The organism is Microbacterium sp. MPKO10, assembly GCF_026107415.2.
Lineage (GTDB): Bacteria > Actinomycetota > Actinomycetes > Actinomycetales > Microbacteriaceae > Paramicrobacterium.
The window spans coordinates 398,632-413,782 of sequence record NZ_JAPCHX010000005.1; the positions used below are offsets into that span (position 1 = coordinate 398,632).

Annotated in this window: 10 protein-coding genes; 8 read left to right on the forward strand and 2 right to left on the reverse strand. The window is 64.2% G+C overall.

Features of this window, described 5'->3' with window-relative positions:
• Positions 1–170: 170 nt before the first annotated feature.
• A complete protein-coding gene (locus tag OK352_RS12900; protein ID WP_265141892.1) occupies positions 171–1,595 on the forward strand; it encodes a GntP family permease in 1,425 nt (474 codons plus the stop codon).
• A 90-nt stretch (positions 1,596–1,685) separates the two neighbouring features.
• Here OK352_RS12900 and OK352_RS12905 read toward each other — a convergent pair whose 3' ends face one another.
• Complete coding sequence (locus OK352_RS12905) at positions 1,686–3,113, reverse strand: mechanosensitive ion channel family protein (RefSeq protein WP_265141893.1); 1,428 nt, start codon at positions 3,111–3,113, stop codon at positions 1,686–1,688.
• Between the two features lie 63 nt (positions 3,114–3,176).
• Complete coding sequence (locus tag OK352_RS12910) at positions 3,177–3,797, reverse strand: TetR/AcrR family transcriptional regulator (protein ID WP_265141894.1); 621 nt, start codon at positions 3,795–3,797, stop codon at positions 3,177–3,179.
• Between the two features lie 153 nt (positions 3,798–3,950).
• Here OK352_RS12910 and OK352_RS12915 point away from each other — a divergent pair, with 153 nt between their 5' ends.
• From OK352_RS12915 to OK352_RS12945, 7 genes are all read left to right on the forward strand, one after another.
• Positions 3,951–5,291, forward strand: coding sequence for an ABC transporter substrate-binding protein (locus OK352_RS12915; RefSeq protein ID WP_265141896.1), 1,341 nt, complete (start codon positions 3,951–3,953; stop codon positions 5,289–5,291).
• The gene (locus OK352_RS12920) at positions 5,288–6,232 is read left to right on the forward strand and encodes a carbohydrate ABC transporter permease (RefSeq protein WP_265141897.1); all 945 of its coding nucleotides are present in this window, start codon (positions 5,288–5,290) and stop codon (positions 6,230–6,232) included. The genes OK352_RS12915 and OK352_RS12920 overlap by 4 nt, the downstream gene beginning before the upstream one ends.
• Positions 6,229–7,140, forward strand: coding sequence for a carbohydrate ABC transporter permease (locus tag OK352_RS12925; RefSeq protein ID WP_372338109.1), 912 nt, complete (start codon positions 6,229–6,231; stop codon positions 7,138–7,140). The genes OK352_RS12920 and OK352_RS12925 overlap by 4 nt, the downstream gene beginning before the upstream one ends.
• Positions 7,140–10,214 carry a glycoside hydrolase family 2 TIM barrel-domain containing protein gene (locus tag OK352_RS12930; protein ID WP_265141898.1) on the forward strand — a complete coding sequence of 1,025 codons (3,075 nt, stop codon included), beginning with the start codon at positions 7,140–7,142 and terminating at the stop codon, positions 10,212–10,214. Before OK352_RS12925 ends, OK352_RS12930 begins: the two co-directional genes overlap by 1 nt.
• Before the next feature lie 206 nt (positions 10,215–10,420).
• Positions 10,421–11,254, forward strand: a complete 834-nt coding sequence (locus OK352_RS12935; RefSeq protein ID WP_265141899.1) for an MBL fold metallo-hydrolase — start codon at positions 10,421–10,423, stop codon at positions 11,252–11,254.
• A 234-nt stretch (positions 11,255–11,488) separates the two neighbouring features.
• Positions 11,489–13,168 (forward strand): HNH endonuclease signature motif containing protein, encoded by a 1,680-nt coding sequence (locus OK352_RS12940; protein ID WP_265141900.1) that lies wholly within the window; start codon positions 11,489–11,491, stop codon positions 13,166–13,168.
• A 154-nt stretch (positions 13,169–13,322) separates the two neighbouring features.
• Positions 13,323–15,122, forward strand: coding sequence for a DEAD/DEAH box helicase (locus OK352_RS12945; protein WP_265141901.1), 1,800 nt, complete (start codon positions 13,323–13,325; stop codon positions 15,120–15,122).
• The last annotated feature ends 29 nt before the right edge of the window (positions 15,123–15,151 follow it).

The following is a 15,151-nucleotide window of genomic DNA, read 5'->3' on the forward strand; positions in this document are numbered from 1 at the left end:
CTCTAGGATGTTTGGTTCCACACCTCGCAACAAAGGAGATGCGAATGCCCCTTGGAAATCACACTCACCTGTGCGTTCACACGAGACACCGCGTGGGCGCATTCGTTGCTCTGTCCCTGTCCAGCTGAACCGTCACACCGACGGACTCACTCCCCCAAGGAACTCACTCCATGAATATTGCGCTCGACGCTGCGGTCGAGACCACGCGCTCTGTGCCCGTGCTTCTTGCCATCGCGGCCATCGCCATCGCTGTCCTTCTGATTCTCATCATCAAAGTGCGATTACACGCCTTCTACTCACTCGTCATCGTGAGCATCCTGACGGCACTCGCCGCCGGGGTCTCGGCCACCGATCTGCTCGACACCGTGACCGGCCCGTTCGGCGAAACGCTCGGAGGCGTCGCCCTACTGATCGGCTTCGGCGCCGTACTCGGGCGCATCATCGAGATCTCGGGCGGCGCACAGGTGCTCGCTGAAAGTCTCATACGCCGCTTCGGCGACAGGAAAGCACCATTCGCACTATCGCTCGCGTCCTTTCTCTTTGCGTTTCCGATCTTCCTCGACGCAGGCTTCATCGTCATGCTGCCGATCATCTACCAGGTGGCACGACGGCTGAAGGGCGGCCTGCTGCTCTATGCTCTGCCCTCGACTGGCGCGTTCCTCACCATGCACGCGCTTGTGCCCCCTCACCCAGGCCCGACGGCGGCATCAGGCATCATGGGCGTGGACGTCGGCCTCGTCGTCCTCACGAGCGTCCTCATTGCCATACCCGTGTGGTACCTCGCCGGATATCGGCTCGCTCTCGTCATCGCACGCCGCTTCCCTGAGTTTCCCGTTCCGAATTTCCTCGGCAGCCCTCGAGACTTCGCGAAAGAGGGCGTAACTCTGCCAAAGTTCAGCACCGTCCTCATGATGCTCCTTCTGCCGCTCATACTCATCACTCTGAACACCGGTGCCGCTGCACTGCAGACGAACGGGACCGTGAGCGGCGACGAATGGTGGTTCCCTGTCCTCACCGCCATCGGGGCGACACCGATCGCCCTCCTCATCACGTCGATCGTCGCCATGATCGTGCTGGTTGTCATTCCCGCGAAAGACAAGATCGGCGGAGCCATCGAGACCATCGTCGACGATGCACTCGCCCCCGTCTGCTCGATCATTCTGATCACCGGCGCTGGGGGCATGTTCGGCGGGGTGCTCACTGCCACGGGGATCGGAGGCGCCCTCGCGGACATCTTCAACTCGTTCGGTCTGCCGCTGATCGTGGCAGGCTTCCTCATCGCTGTCGTCATGCGCGTCGCTCAAGGGTCAGCGACCGTCGCCACAACCACCGCTGCCGGCCTCCTTGCGCCCGCCGTTGCTGCAACCGGAGGTCAGAGTCCGCTGCAACTCGCGCTGATCGTCGTCGCGCTCGGTGCGGGCGGAATCTCGTTCTCACACGTGAACGACTCGGGCTTCTGGCTGGTCAGCCGCTTCCTCACCCTGTCAACCAAGGACGCCCTGAAGTCGTGGAGCGTGATCTCTACGGCCGTCGGCTTCCTTGCCTTCGCGATCGCCTGGGCTCTCTACGCCATCGTGTCTGCCGTCGGAATCTAAGAGCAGTCCCTGCGGAGGCCTCACGCGGAGGGCGAGAGTCGCGTGACTCGACTCTCGCCCTCCGCGTGCGCAGGAAGCCGGACGTAATGATTATTCAAGCGAATCGCGCGAGTCCGCGACAGACCCCTGGGAAGGGGGACCCTGCGCGGGAGGCTGCTGACCAGCATCCTGAGCCGGCAGCGGCGGACGCGGCGGCGGGACCTGCTGCCAGCCCGGAGTCGGACGCTCGTTCAACGACGGGTCCACCGGCTGCGGCTCCGTCGGGGGCGCTCCAGCAGCACGCGCTGCACGCTCCTGCTCCTCGCGCTCAGCAGCCGCTCGCTCGTCCTCGGCCTCCTGCTCGCGCTCTTGAATGGCGATCGCTCCCGTGAACATGCTGCCGCGTGCTTCAGCCTCCGGGGATCCGGAGAACATTCCCGAGTTGTCGCGCTCGGCGTCGGCGTCGACGCCCTTCGGCCCGGAACGAGCCAGCTTGCGATCCATCGCCTCGCCGTCGATCATCTGTACACGCGTCACCGGCAGCGAGAAGTTACCCGTCTTCTGCAGCCAGGCAATCATCTCTTCGCGTACGAGACACTGCAGGTCCCAGAGCTTACCGGAATCCACGGCCGATACCGTCGAACGTGCGCGGACGAACCCGCCTGTCGCGTCAATGATCTGCAGGGAACCGCTGCGGCCGTCCCACAGGTCAGTGCTCTCAAGGACCTCGTGCAGCTTCACGCGCATTGCGGCGATGTTGACACGCCAGTCGATGTCGAACGCGATCGTGCCCAGGATCTCACTGGCATTGCGCGTCCAGTTGGTGAACGGCTGCGACGTGAAGTAGGTGCACGGCACGATCAGGCGGCGCTGATCCCAGATGTCGACGACGACGTACGCCAGGGTGATCTCGCCGATCCGCCCCCACTCGCCTTCGACGACGACAACGTCGCCGACGCGAGCGGCGTCACTGAAGGCGAGTTGCACACCGGCGATCAGGTTGCCCAGCACGGTCTGCGCGGCGAGACCGGCGACAATGCTCGCAATCCCGGCTGACGCGAGAACACTCGCGCCGATCGTCCGGATGCCGGGGAAGGTCATCAGGATCGCCCCCAGGGCAATCACAACGATGATGACGATCAGTAGGCGCCGCACCATCGTCATCTGTGTACGCATACGGCGCGCGGCGATGGTGTCTTCGGCTCCCTGATACTTCGCGTTTGAGACATCCGCCAGCACGTAGACGCCGCTCACCAGCAGCCAGGCGACGATCCCGACCACGATGATCGAGAACAGGTGCACGAGCCCCGGAATCCAGTCGGTGAGCGGGAACGTGGCGGCAACAACGCCCCAGAGCGCAGCAACGGCGATGAGCGTGCGGAAGGGCAGCTTGCATCGCGCACGCAGGTGCACCACGAAGGGTTTACGGTTCTGCACCTGCGTCAGCACGAGAGCAACAACGATGAGAATGGCGGTGACCACGACGGCTGTCACCACGAAGGCAATGCCGAACGTCAGCCAGGACTGCAGAGGATCCATGCGTCGGACTCCTTTCCTCGAGTGCCCACGATGCCATAGTTTCGTGTGGTTTCGCGCGCTGGATCAGGATGCTGCCCCGCCGTCAGTGTCCGGAAGGATGATGCTGTCGAGGTAGTCCTTCAGACAGGCCGCCATGTCGACGCTGGGGTCAAGCAGCCACTGCAGCTGGATGCCGTCCCACAACGCCACGATCGATGAGGCCGCCCGCTCGGGGTCAACGCCTGGCTTCAGCCGCCCCTGCTCTCTCAGCGCGATGAGCTCCGTCGAGTACTCGTCGCGCAGGCGGGCGAATCGGGAGACGAAATAGTCGCGCCCCGGATAGTCGGTTGTCACAGCCTCGCCGCAGAGCACCGAATACAGCTCGACGAGCCCAGGCACGCCCTCGTTGTACTTCGCCTGTTCGACGAGCGTCGTCTCGAAGTCCGCGTCCATCTGTCCGATAGGCCCGGTGTCTGCCTCGGCGTCGCGCTTGTTCAGCACGGCGACAAGCAGATCGCGCTTGGACGGGAAGTAATGCAGAAGACTCGTCTGACTCAACCCGACTTTGTCTGCAACGTCCTGCAGCGATCCCCCACGATAACCGCGTGATGCGAAAACCTCGAACGCCGCATCCACGATGCTCCGACGGCGCTCAGCCGACTTCGCGTAGGGGCCGCGACGGCGAGAAGGATCCACATTGGTCATGCCGGAAGATTAGCGTGTCTGATCAGTTTCAACGAATTTCGAGTAGTTACTCGAAATTGTGTTATCTTTCCTGACGTCGCCGATTTCACCGCACTCGGCATCGACGAACTGAGTTCACGAACAGACGCTCCAACACAACGAAGTGGAGAACGCATGACACCAGTCACACGACGACAGCTGCTCAGCCTCGGGCTCGGCAGCGCCGCGGTCGGACTGTTGGCCGGCTGCGCGACGCCAGGCACGACCTCCGTCAACGCACAGCCGACTATCGCCCCGGCCGCGAACGGCGAGAAGATCACCCTCACGTACTGGGCCTGGCTCAAAGACCTGCAGAAGGTCGCCGATATCTGGAACGCCAAGAACCCGAACGTGCAGGTCGAAGCCGTATGGATTCCCGGTGGCAACAAGGGCGGATACCAGAAGATGTACTCCGCTCTCGCTGCGGGAGGCGGGCCGGATCTCGCACAGGTGGAGATGCGCACGATCCCCGAGTTCATGCTCGTGAACGGGCTCGTCGATCTCTCGCGATACGGGGCAGACCAGCACGCGTCGAAGTTCGATAAAACGCTGTGGGATCAGGTGACATTCACCGGGAGCGTGTACGGAATCCCCCAGGACTCCGGCCCCATGGCCACCTTCTATCAGCCGGCATTGTACGAATCCGTTGGTGCCGAACCACCGACAACCTGGGATGACTGGGCTGAGCTCGCGAAAGAGCTGCGCGGCCAGAATGTCTACCTCGACTGCTTCCCGATCTCTGATGCGAGCCCGTTCTGCTCGTTCGCCACGCAAGCAGGGGCGCAATGGTTCAGGCCAGGCGACGACGGGTGGGAGATCAACATGACGGACGAGGCGACGCTGAACGTCGCCCGGTTCTTCGACAAGGCGATCGACGACGACCTCGTCACCACAAGCTACATTCCGTTCTCCCCCGCCTGGTTCGCCGCGGCCGCCGATGAGAAGCTCGCCTCGGTGACGACGGCCAGCTGGGGTGACGCACTCGTGAAGGGCGTCGCGGGCGGCGAGGGCAAGTGGCGAGTGTCGCCGATGCCCACGTGGGGCGACACCGGTTACGGTTCCAGCTATCAGGGCGGATCGACGGCCGCGGTGCTCGCGAACAGCAAGCATCCCAAGGAGGCACTCGAGTTCGCCGTGTGGATGTGCACAGACAAGGAGGCGATCGACGCCCTCATCGAGCACTCCGGCATCGGTTGGTCGCCCGCGGCCGACTACATCGGCGCCGAGCGGCAGAAGCCCTCGGACTTCTTCGGCGGGCAGAACTACAACGAGGACGTCTTCGTTCCCGCAACCCAGCAGCAGAACCCCGACTGGTCGTGGTGGCCCGTGACGCAGCAGTCATTCAACATCCTCTCCGATGGCTTTCGTCGCAAGGCATCGGGCGGGACGCTCGTGGATGCTGTCGCATACGCCGAGAAAGAGATCATCGAGGCCTTCACACACAAGGGCCTCAACATCAGGAAGGCGAAGGCATGAGCACCACGACAGAACGCGTGACAACGCCAGAGGCAGCCTCGTCGCCGAAGGCCAGCCGTACCACCGCCACTGCGCGGGCTCCGTGGCTTCTGCTCAGCCCGTTCCTTCTGCTGTTCATCTTCACGTTCATCCTGCCGATCATCGTTGCCATCGGCTCCAGCTTTACGACGGTGAAGCGCAGCGGGCTCTTCGGCGAACAGGGTGTGACAAGCCAGTTCGCCTGGTTCGACAATTACGCCCTCGCGCTCGCCGATGGCAATTTCACCGCATCGATCGGGCGCATGTTCCTCTTCGGAATCGTGCAGGTACCGGTGATGATCGTGGCGGCGACCGTTCTCGCGCTGCTTCTGGAATCAGCATCCGCCCGCTGGCCCGCGCTCTTCCGAGCCGCCTACTTCATGCCCTATGGAGTGCCCGGCGTCATCGCGACGATCCTGTGGTCATTCCTGTACGTCCCCGGCCTCAGCCCGGTCGTTGATGTCGCCAGCTGGGTGGGCATAGACGTCGACTTCCTCGGCGCCGGCAGCGTGCTCTGGTCGATCGCGAACATCGTCACGTGGAGCTACACCGGCTACAACATGCTCATCATCATCGCGCAGCTCAAGGCGATCCCCGGCGAGCTGTATGAGGCGGCACGCGTGGACGGCGCCGGTGCCTGGCGCATCGCGCGCAGCATCCAAATTCCCCTCATCACCCCCGCACTGGTGCTGACTACCGTGTTCTCGATCATCGGAACCCTGCAGCTCTTCGCGGAGCCGCAGGTGCTGCAGACCGTCGCACCCGCGATCGACAGCCAATACACGCCGAACCTGTCGGCGTACACGACGGCATTCGCCTACAACGACTACAACGTCGCCGCTGCGCAGGCGGTGCTCATCGCGGTCGTCGCGTTCATTCTCTCGTTCGCGTTCCTCCGCCTTACGAACAGGAAGAGCAAATGACGACGACAGCTCCGAAGACATCACAGCTAACGGCAGCGAAGCCGGGCATGACCTCGAGCCGCGCAGCGGGCAGACGGCGTTCCTCGACGATCATCGTCACCGCGATTCTCGTGATCGTCGCCCTGTATTTCATTGTCCCGGTGTACTGGGTGCTCGTGGCGGCGACCAAGACGACGGAAGACCTCTTCTCGACGTATGGCTTCTGGTTCGCACCCACCTTTGCCCTGTGGGACAACCTGAGCCAAGTTCTCACCTATGACGGCGGGATCTTCGTTCGCTGGTTTGCCAACTCGATTCTGTACGCGGGTGTGGGCGCGCTGCTCGCCACCTACTTCGCTGCGGCAGGCGGGTACGCGCTGGCGAAGTACCGGTTCCGCGGGAACAACCTCGTGTTCGGAACGATTCTCGGCGGCGTGCTGGTCCCCGCGACGGCGACAGCGCTGCCGCTGTTCCTGCTGTTCAGCCAGCTGGGCATGGCGAACACGTACTGGAGTGTGCTCATCCCGTCCCTCGTGTCACCATTTGGGCTGTTCCTGTGTCGCATCTACGCGCAGGCGACGGTCGACGATGCACTGTTGGAGGCTGCGCGCATCGACGGCGCTGGTGAGATCCGCATCTTCCACACGGTGGGTCTGCGCATTCTGACCCCGGCGCTCGTGACGGTGTTTCTCTTTCAGCTCGTCGCGATCTGGAACAACTACTTCCTGCCGCTCGTGATGCTGTCAGACTCGAAGCTGTATCCCATCACCCTGGGACTCAACAACTGGCTGAGCCAGGTCGACCGCCTCCCGGAGTTCTACGAGCTCACAACGGGCGGCGTTCTGCTCTCGGTGATCCCTCTTGCCATTGCGATGATCGTGCTGCAGCGCTTCTGGCGCGGCGGCCTCACAGAAGGAGCTGTCAAGTAATGACGACGTATCTCACGGACACGGGTCCCGGATCCGGCACACGTTCGCCTGCGCGGTCGTGGCTGCACACGGATGCGCCGACGCTGTCGCTGAACGGCGACTGGCGCTTCCGCCTGTTGCCCGGAGCGCCCGGTGAGCCCGGCTCCGTGAGCGCACTGCCCGCGGGCGAAGGCGCAGACGATGTCGCGGCAGTCTCGTTCGATGATTCGTCGTGGGACAGCATCCGCGTGCCTTCTCACTGGGTGTTGCAGGGCGACGGACGCTACGGCGCTCCGATCTACACGAACGTGCAGTTTCCGTTTCCGATCGATGCTCCGAACGTGCCCGATGAGAACCCGACCGGCGACTACCGCCGCACGTTCGACGTGCCGGAGTCGTGGACGGATGCCGAGCGCATTCTGCTGCGGTTCGACGGCGTCGAGTCGCGCTACAAAGTATGGGTGAACGGTGTCGAGATCGGTGTCGGGAGCGGGTCACGGCTCGCGCAGGAATTCGACGTGACGGAAGCTGTTGCCGCGGGCGAGAACACCATAGCGGCGCGCGTGCACCAGTGGTCGGCCGCCAGCTACGTCGAAGACCAGGATCAGTGGTGGCTTCCGGGTATCTTCCGCGATGTCACGCTGCAGGCGCGTCCCGCGGGCGGCCTGGACGATGTGTGGCTGCGCGCCGGCTTCGGCGACGACGGTTCTGGCGTGATCACGCCGGAGCTGACGGCTCCCGATTCGGCGTTTCCGGTGCGGCTGAGCGTGCCCGAGCTGGGCGTCGACGTCGAGTGGACGAGTCACCGTGACGTCGCACCGGTGAACGTGGATGCTGTCGCGCCCTGGACCGCCGAGACCCCGCGCCTCTATGACGCGACCGTGTCGAGCGCGGCAGAGACCGTCTCGCTACGCCTCGGGTTCCGCACGGTGCGCATCGAGGGGGATCAGTTTCTCGTCAACGGCGAGCGCGTCGTGTTCCACGGGGTCAACCGGCACGAGACGCACCCCGACCGCGGTCGCGTCTTCGATGAGGAGTGGACGCGCGCCGACCTCGCCCTGATGAAGCAGTACAACGTCAATGCGATCCGCACGAGTCATTACCCGCCGCATCCACGTGTTCTCGACATCGCTGACGAGCTGGGCTTCTGGGTGATCCTCGAGTGCGACCTCGAGACGCACGGCTTTGAGCACGGCGGCTGGGTCGGCAACCCGAGCGATGACCCCGCATGGCGCGACGCGTACCTCGACCGCATCGAGCGCACAATCGAGCGCGACAAGAACCACCCGTCGATCATCATGTGGTCGCTCGGCAACGAATCGGGAACGGGCCAGAACCTCGCCGCCATGTCGGCGTGGGCGCATGACCGAGACCCAGAGCGGCCCGTGCACTACGAGGGCGATTACACCGGTGCGTACACCGACGTCTACTCGCGCATGTATTCGTCCGTGCCCGAGACCGATGCGATCGGACGCGATGATTCGCGCTCGCTGCTGCTCGGCTGCACAGCGCCGGAATCGGCGAGGCAGCGCACGAAGCCGTTCATCCTGTGCGAGTACATTCACGCGATGGGCAACGGTCCCGGCGCGATCGACCAGTACGAGGACCTCGTGTGGCAGCATCCGCGGCTGCATGGCGGCTTCGTGTGGGAGTGGCGCGATCACGGACTGCGGACTCAGGATGCTGACGGCACCGAGTACTTCGGCTACGGCGGAGACTTCGGCGAAGTGGTGCACGACGGCAACTTCGTCATGGATGGCATGGTGCTCTCGACGGGCACACCGTCGCCGGGGCTGCACGAGTACAAGCAGGTTGTTGCACCGGTGCAGCTCACGCTGACACGAGCGCACACGGGGGCGGATGCTGCCGCGAACTCCGTCGTGCTGACCGTCACGAACCGGCGGCACACGGCCGACACCGCGGACCTCGAGTTTCGCTGGCGCGTCGAGGCCGATGGCGTCGAGACCGCAGCGGGCACTGCCCAAGTGGAGCCGGTTGCAGCGGGGGCGGCGGAGTCTGTCGCACTGCCGGCGATCGACGTCCCCGCTGACGGCGAAGCGTGGCTGACCGCCTGGGCCGTGCTGCGCGACGATGCCGTGTGGGCGCCCGCGGGGCACAGCATCGTGTTCGCGCAACTCAACCTGGCGCCACAGCGCGCCGGTCTCGCGGCGCCGCGGCTGACAGCATCCAGTGCCGTTGTCGGCGATGAGCCGACCAACGTCGCCGACGTGCTCACCCTCGGGCCGGCTCGGTTCGAGCACGGCGAACTTGTCTCGATGGCCGGGCAGCAGGTGTCGAGCCCGCGACTGGAGCTCTGGCGCGGCCCGACGGACAACGATCGGGGGCAGGGGCGCGGGTCGTATGAGCGCATCGACCCGTGGCTGAACAATGGCAACGGCGAACCGGCACCCGCCTACGACACCATCTGGCGCGAGGCCGGTCTCGACCGACTGACGTCGCGTGTCGAGCTGGTTCGAACGGGCGAGGATGCTGTTCACGTACGCCGCCGCTGGGCTGCCGCGAACTCGCGCGACTCCGTCGTGACGGATGAGCGCTGGCAGCTCGTCGACGGTGAGCTGTGGCTGCGCGCTGACATCGTTCCGACAGCGGGCTGGGACCTCGTGTGGCCGCGCGTCGGGCTGCGCTTCGATCTGCCGGGCGACGTCGAGAGCGCGTCCTGGTTCGGCACGGGCCCACTCGAGTCGTATCCGGACAGCAGGCATGCGGCACGCGTTGGTCGCTTCGAGGCGGTGCTCGACGATCTGACTGTCGACTACTCGCGTCCGCAAGAGACCGGGCACCGCAGCGATCTGCGTTCGCTCACCGTGCAGCGTGATGACGGTGACTGGCTACGCATGGATGCTGCGGCAGACGCGAGCGGTCGGCGACCGGGCTTCACCCTCACGCGCAACACGGCGCAGCAGCTCGACGTTGCGCGACACCCGCACGAGCTGCCGGAGACGGGCGCGACGTACCTGTACGTCGACGCGGCGCAGAACGGCCTCGGCTCGCGCGCCTGCGGGCCGGACGTGTGGCCCGACTTCCTGCTGCGCCCGGAAGCCCGCACGATCACGCTCCGTTTCACGCAGGTGTAGCAGTGTGGGTGTGCAGGTTTGCACGGCGGAAAGCCTGCAGGCCTGCACACCCGAGGCCGTGCGTTCAACCGGAAAAATCCAGCGACACGCCGCCGAACAGGCTGTTTCGCACGGTGCGTCGCCCGGATCTCCGAATTTGTGCGCACCCGAGCCCGAGTTCTTGCCCGATGGGTGACAGCCCAAAGGTTGTGCGCGACACTGAGATCATGAGCGACCAGCATCCGCCTCTCTGGCTCTGCGCGACGTGCGGCGTCGAGTATTCCCCCGCCGTGACGCCTCCCGCGCAGTGCCCGATCTGCGAAGACGAACGCCAGTACGTCCCCGCGACCGGGCAGCGCTGGACGACGCTGGACAAACTGCGCGACACCGGCCACTCGGTTGAGATTACTCAGGTCGATGACCGGCTCTGGGGTATTCAGGCGCCCGGTGTCGGCATCGACCAGCAGGGCATGCTCGTGCAGACGGATGAGGGGAACCTGCTTTTTGACGTTCCGGGTCTCGTCGACGATGCAGCGATCGACACGGTGCGTGGCCTGGGTGGCATCCGGCATATTGTGGCGAGCCATCCGCATATGTACGGTGTGCAGTCGGCGTGGAGCGCCGCTTTCGATGACGCGGTGATCTGGGTCGCCGAGGCCGATGCCGGGTGGCTCGGGCATCGCCCGGATGCTGTCCGCACCTGGAGCCTGCCGTTCGACCTGCTTCCCGGCATCCACCTCGGTCAGATCGGCGGGCATTTCCCCGGCAGCACGATCGCGCATTGGGCAGACGGAGCGGCCGGGAAAGGCGTTCTTCTTGCGGGCGACGCCATCTTCCCCACGCCCGATGGAAACGTCACATTCCTGCGGAGCTACCCCAACCGCATCCCTCTCTCACCCGCTGTCATCCGGCGCATGGCCGACCACGTGCAGCATTACAGCTTCGACGTTCTGTTCAACAATTTCGGCGCGCAGGCGGGTCCGGATGCTGCCGCGATCGTTGCGCGTTCGGCGGACCGCTACATCGCGTGGACGAGTGGGGCGAACGACCATCTGACGTGACGCACGTCTTCGCTGGCGCAGACCTGCCCAGATGCGACCATGGGGACCGCACCGCACCGCACCGCACCGCACCGCACCGCACCGCACCGCACCGCACCGCACCGCACCGCACCGCACCGCACCGCACCGCACCGAGGATTTTGGCACATTCGGCCCGCTAAATACTCGTACATTTCTTCGAAAATTTTACTGTTAAGACTAGTTTTTATGTTCGACTTTCGGTATGCTTGACGCATGGATTCGCGGGACTGGTGTTCACTGACATCGAGTCCGTTGCCGATGGGAGACAGCGGCGACGGTCTCGGCAGTGAGTATTGGATGATCCGGGATGCTGTGGAGGCCGAGGACGAATCAGCATCCCCGGCACCTGAGTTCGGCGACGCGCTCGCAGCGGGCATTGACCTGCTGGGGGAAACCTACGATCGAGCACAGCGCGCCCAGGCGTTCTTCGTTGAGAATCTGTATCGGGCGCACGACACGTATGTGCGTTTGCGTGACGCAGTGTTGGCGCATTCCCCATCCGGGTCTTCTTCTGCCCGCATCACCGATGATCAGGCGATGGAACGTTCCTTCGCCGCAGAAGTGGCGACGAAGATCGGCGTGACCGATCGTGTTGCCGCGACGATGATTCACGAGGCCATCACACTGGTCGACGACCTTCCGCAGCTGATGGATGCTCTTCGCGTTGGGTTCACCAGCTACCAGCATGCTCGCACCGCCGCACGTCAGGCGTGGTCAGTTCCTGCGGAGGCACGGGCCGAGTTCGATTCGGCTCTGGTCGGAGCCGCGCGCACACAGACTCCGACCCGATTCACGCAGACGGCACGAAAGCTGCGAGAGAAGCTGCACCCCGAGTCCATCCAGATCCGCAAAGACGAGGCCTTCGCAGACCGGCGGGTTGAACACGACCCGGCAGAAGACGGCATGGCCTACCTCAGCCTCTATCACTCCGCCGATGTGACCACCTCGATCATGGAACAGTCAGCCACCCGCGCCCGTGCGCTTCGTGCCGCGGGGGATCCTCGGACACTGTCACAAATTCAGGCAGATCTCGTCGCCGATGCCGGGATCACCGGAATCCGCGCCACCAGCGCCACCGGCTCGCCAACGTGTCCGAGCGACGACACGCGCACGCCACTCGGTGATGTGACGGCGAGCACTCCCACCGACGACGTCACGGGCGAGTCCGACGACGTCACGGGCGAGACAGGCGACGTAGCGGCAGGCGGCATGACGGCAGACGAAGACTCCACCAAAGGCACAGCCGATGATGACGTCGTCACCGGAGCTCGCACTGCAACCGAGGTCGAGGCGGCAACTCCCGGCTCGGTTGACCGTTCCGACGATATCCGAACGACGAAAACTGCAGGCTCCGCTGACACCAAGGACCACACGGGCACGACGGACGACACGGGCACTGTGACGTTGTCGCGTGCGCAGCTTGCTGCGTTGCGTCCGGGTGTTGTGGTTACGGTTCCGGCTTTGTCGTTGATTGGGCGTAGTTCTGAACCGGCGGAGCTCGCCGGGTATGGGCCGATCGATCCGGAGACGGCGAATATGCTCGTCGGGCAGGCGACAAGCTTTACTCGTGTTCTTACGGACCCGGTCTCCGGCGCGTACCGGTACACGGATCCGAATAAGTACCGGTTGAGCGAGAAGATGAAACGCGCGATCCGGTTGCGTGATGTCACGTGCGACTTCCTCGAGTGCGATGCGCCCGTGACGTACTGCGATATCGACCACATTGTGGCGTGGGAAGACGGCGGAAAGTCCACAACACAGAACCTACACCTGCTGTGTAAACGACACCACACGCTGAAACACGCCACAAAGTGGACACCCACAAGACTCCCCGACGGACGCGTGCGATGGACATCACCCGCAGGATTCTCCTACATCGTCACCCGAGAATAGGGCCGTCTTCTCGACACCTGTTGCCCGTCTGGCATCAGGCCGCATGCACCGCTGACTGTGAATCTGCCTTGGATGACGCCGTTTTCCGCGCAAAACGGCCCCGCCAGCGGAATCTCGATAAGATCGTGACGATAAGGCGAGTACCGTGGATCTAATGACTTCCACTGACAGCTCTGTATCGCGCGCGGAAGATTCCGCGCAGCCCCAGACGACGTTCGCCGATCTCGGGCTCAGCGATGCTGTGCTGAAGGCCGTGCGCGACGTCGGCTATGAAACCCCCTCCGCCATTCAAGAGGCGACGATCCCCACGCTCCTCGAGGGCCGCGACGTCGTCGGCCTGGCCCAGACAGGAACGGGAAAGACCGCGGCGTTCGCACTGCCGATCCTGTCGCGCCTCGACAAGTCCCAGAAAGCGCCTCAGGCGCTCGTGCTCTCCCCCACACGCGAGCTCGCGCTCCAGGTGTGTGAGTCATTCGAGCAGTACGCGTCGCATCTCGCCGGTGTGCACGTCCTCCCCGTTTACGGCGGGCAAGCATATGGCGTGCAGCTCTCCGCCCTGCGCCGCGGCGTTCACGTCGTCGTCGGAACACCTGGGCGCATCATGGACCACATTGCCAAGGGCACCCTTGACCTCTCCGAACTCAAGTACCTCGTGCTCGACGAAGCTGACGAGATGCTCAAGATGGGCTTCGCCGAAGACGTCGAGACGATCCTTGCCGAGACCCCGGATGAGAAGCAGGTCGCCCTGTTCTCAGCGACGATGCCCGCGCAGATTCGCCGCATCTCAAAGAAGTACCTCTCGGATCCCGAAGAGATCACTGTCAAGAGCAAGACGACGACATCCGCGAACACGACGCAGAGGTACCTCATGGTGTCGTATCCGCAGAAAGTGGATGCTCTCACGCGCATCCTCGAGGTTGAGAACTTCGACGGCATGATCGTCTTCGTTCGCACAAAGAACGAGACCGAGACCCTCGCCGAGAAGCTTCGTGCACGTGGCTACTCGGCTGCCGCCATCAGCGGTGATGTCGCCCAGGCGCAGCGCGAACGCACCGTGGGGCAGCTGAAATCGGGCAAGCTCGACATTCTCGTCGCCACCGATGTCGCAGCGCGCGGTCTCGACGTCGACCGCATCAGCCACGTCGTGAACTTCGACATCCCCATCGACACCGAGTCCTATGTGCACCGGATCGGGCGCACGGGTCGTGCCGGGCGCAGCGGAAGCGCGATCAGCTTCGTCACGCCGCGCGAGCGCCGCCTGCTCGGCGCGATCGAAAAGGCAACGCGTCAGCCGCTCGAACAGATGCAGCTGCCAAGCGTCGACGAGGTCAACGTGACCCGTCTGACGCGCTTTGATGACGCGATCACCTCTGCGCTTGAGCAGACCACGCGCATCGACGCCTTCCGCGACATCATCGGGCACTACGTCAAACACCACGACGTGCCAGAAACTGACGTGGCTGCTGCACTTGCCGTCGTCGCACAGGGCGAGACCCCGTTGCTGCTCTCGCCGCAAGACGAAGTGAAGCTGGCACGCGACGACCGCAAGACGAAGCAGAGGAACGCCGACGGCCCCGAACGCCGCAAGCGCTCGTCGAAGCCGATGGCGCCGTATCGCATCGAGGTCGGTCGTCGGCAGCGTGTCGACCCCCGTCAGATCGTGGGCGCTCTCGCCAACGAGGGCGGCCTCAGCCGTGAAGACTTCGGTGCCATCGACATCCGCCTCGACTTCTCCGTCGTTGAGCTTCCGGCCGACCTCTCACACGACTTCTTCTCACGTGTGGCAAGCACCCGCGTCAGTGGCGTGCAGATCGACATCAAGCCAGACAAGTTCGGGCCCCGCAAGCGCGACAGCGGTCGCAGCGGCTCGTTCGACCGCGGCAACAAGCGTGGACCGAAGCGCGAAGGCAGCTGGAACAAGGACGACCGCAAGGCGCGCAAGCCCCGCCACTGACAGGTGAATGCTCTGCACCGCATCAGCGG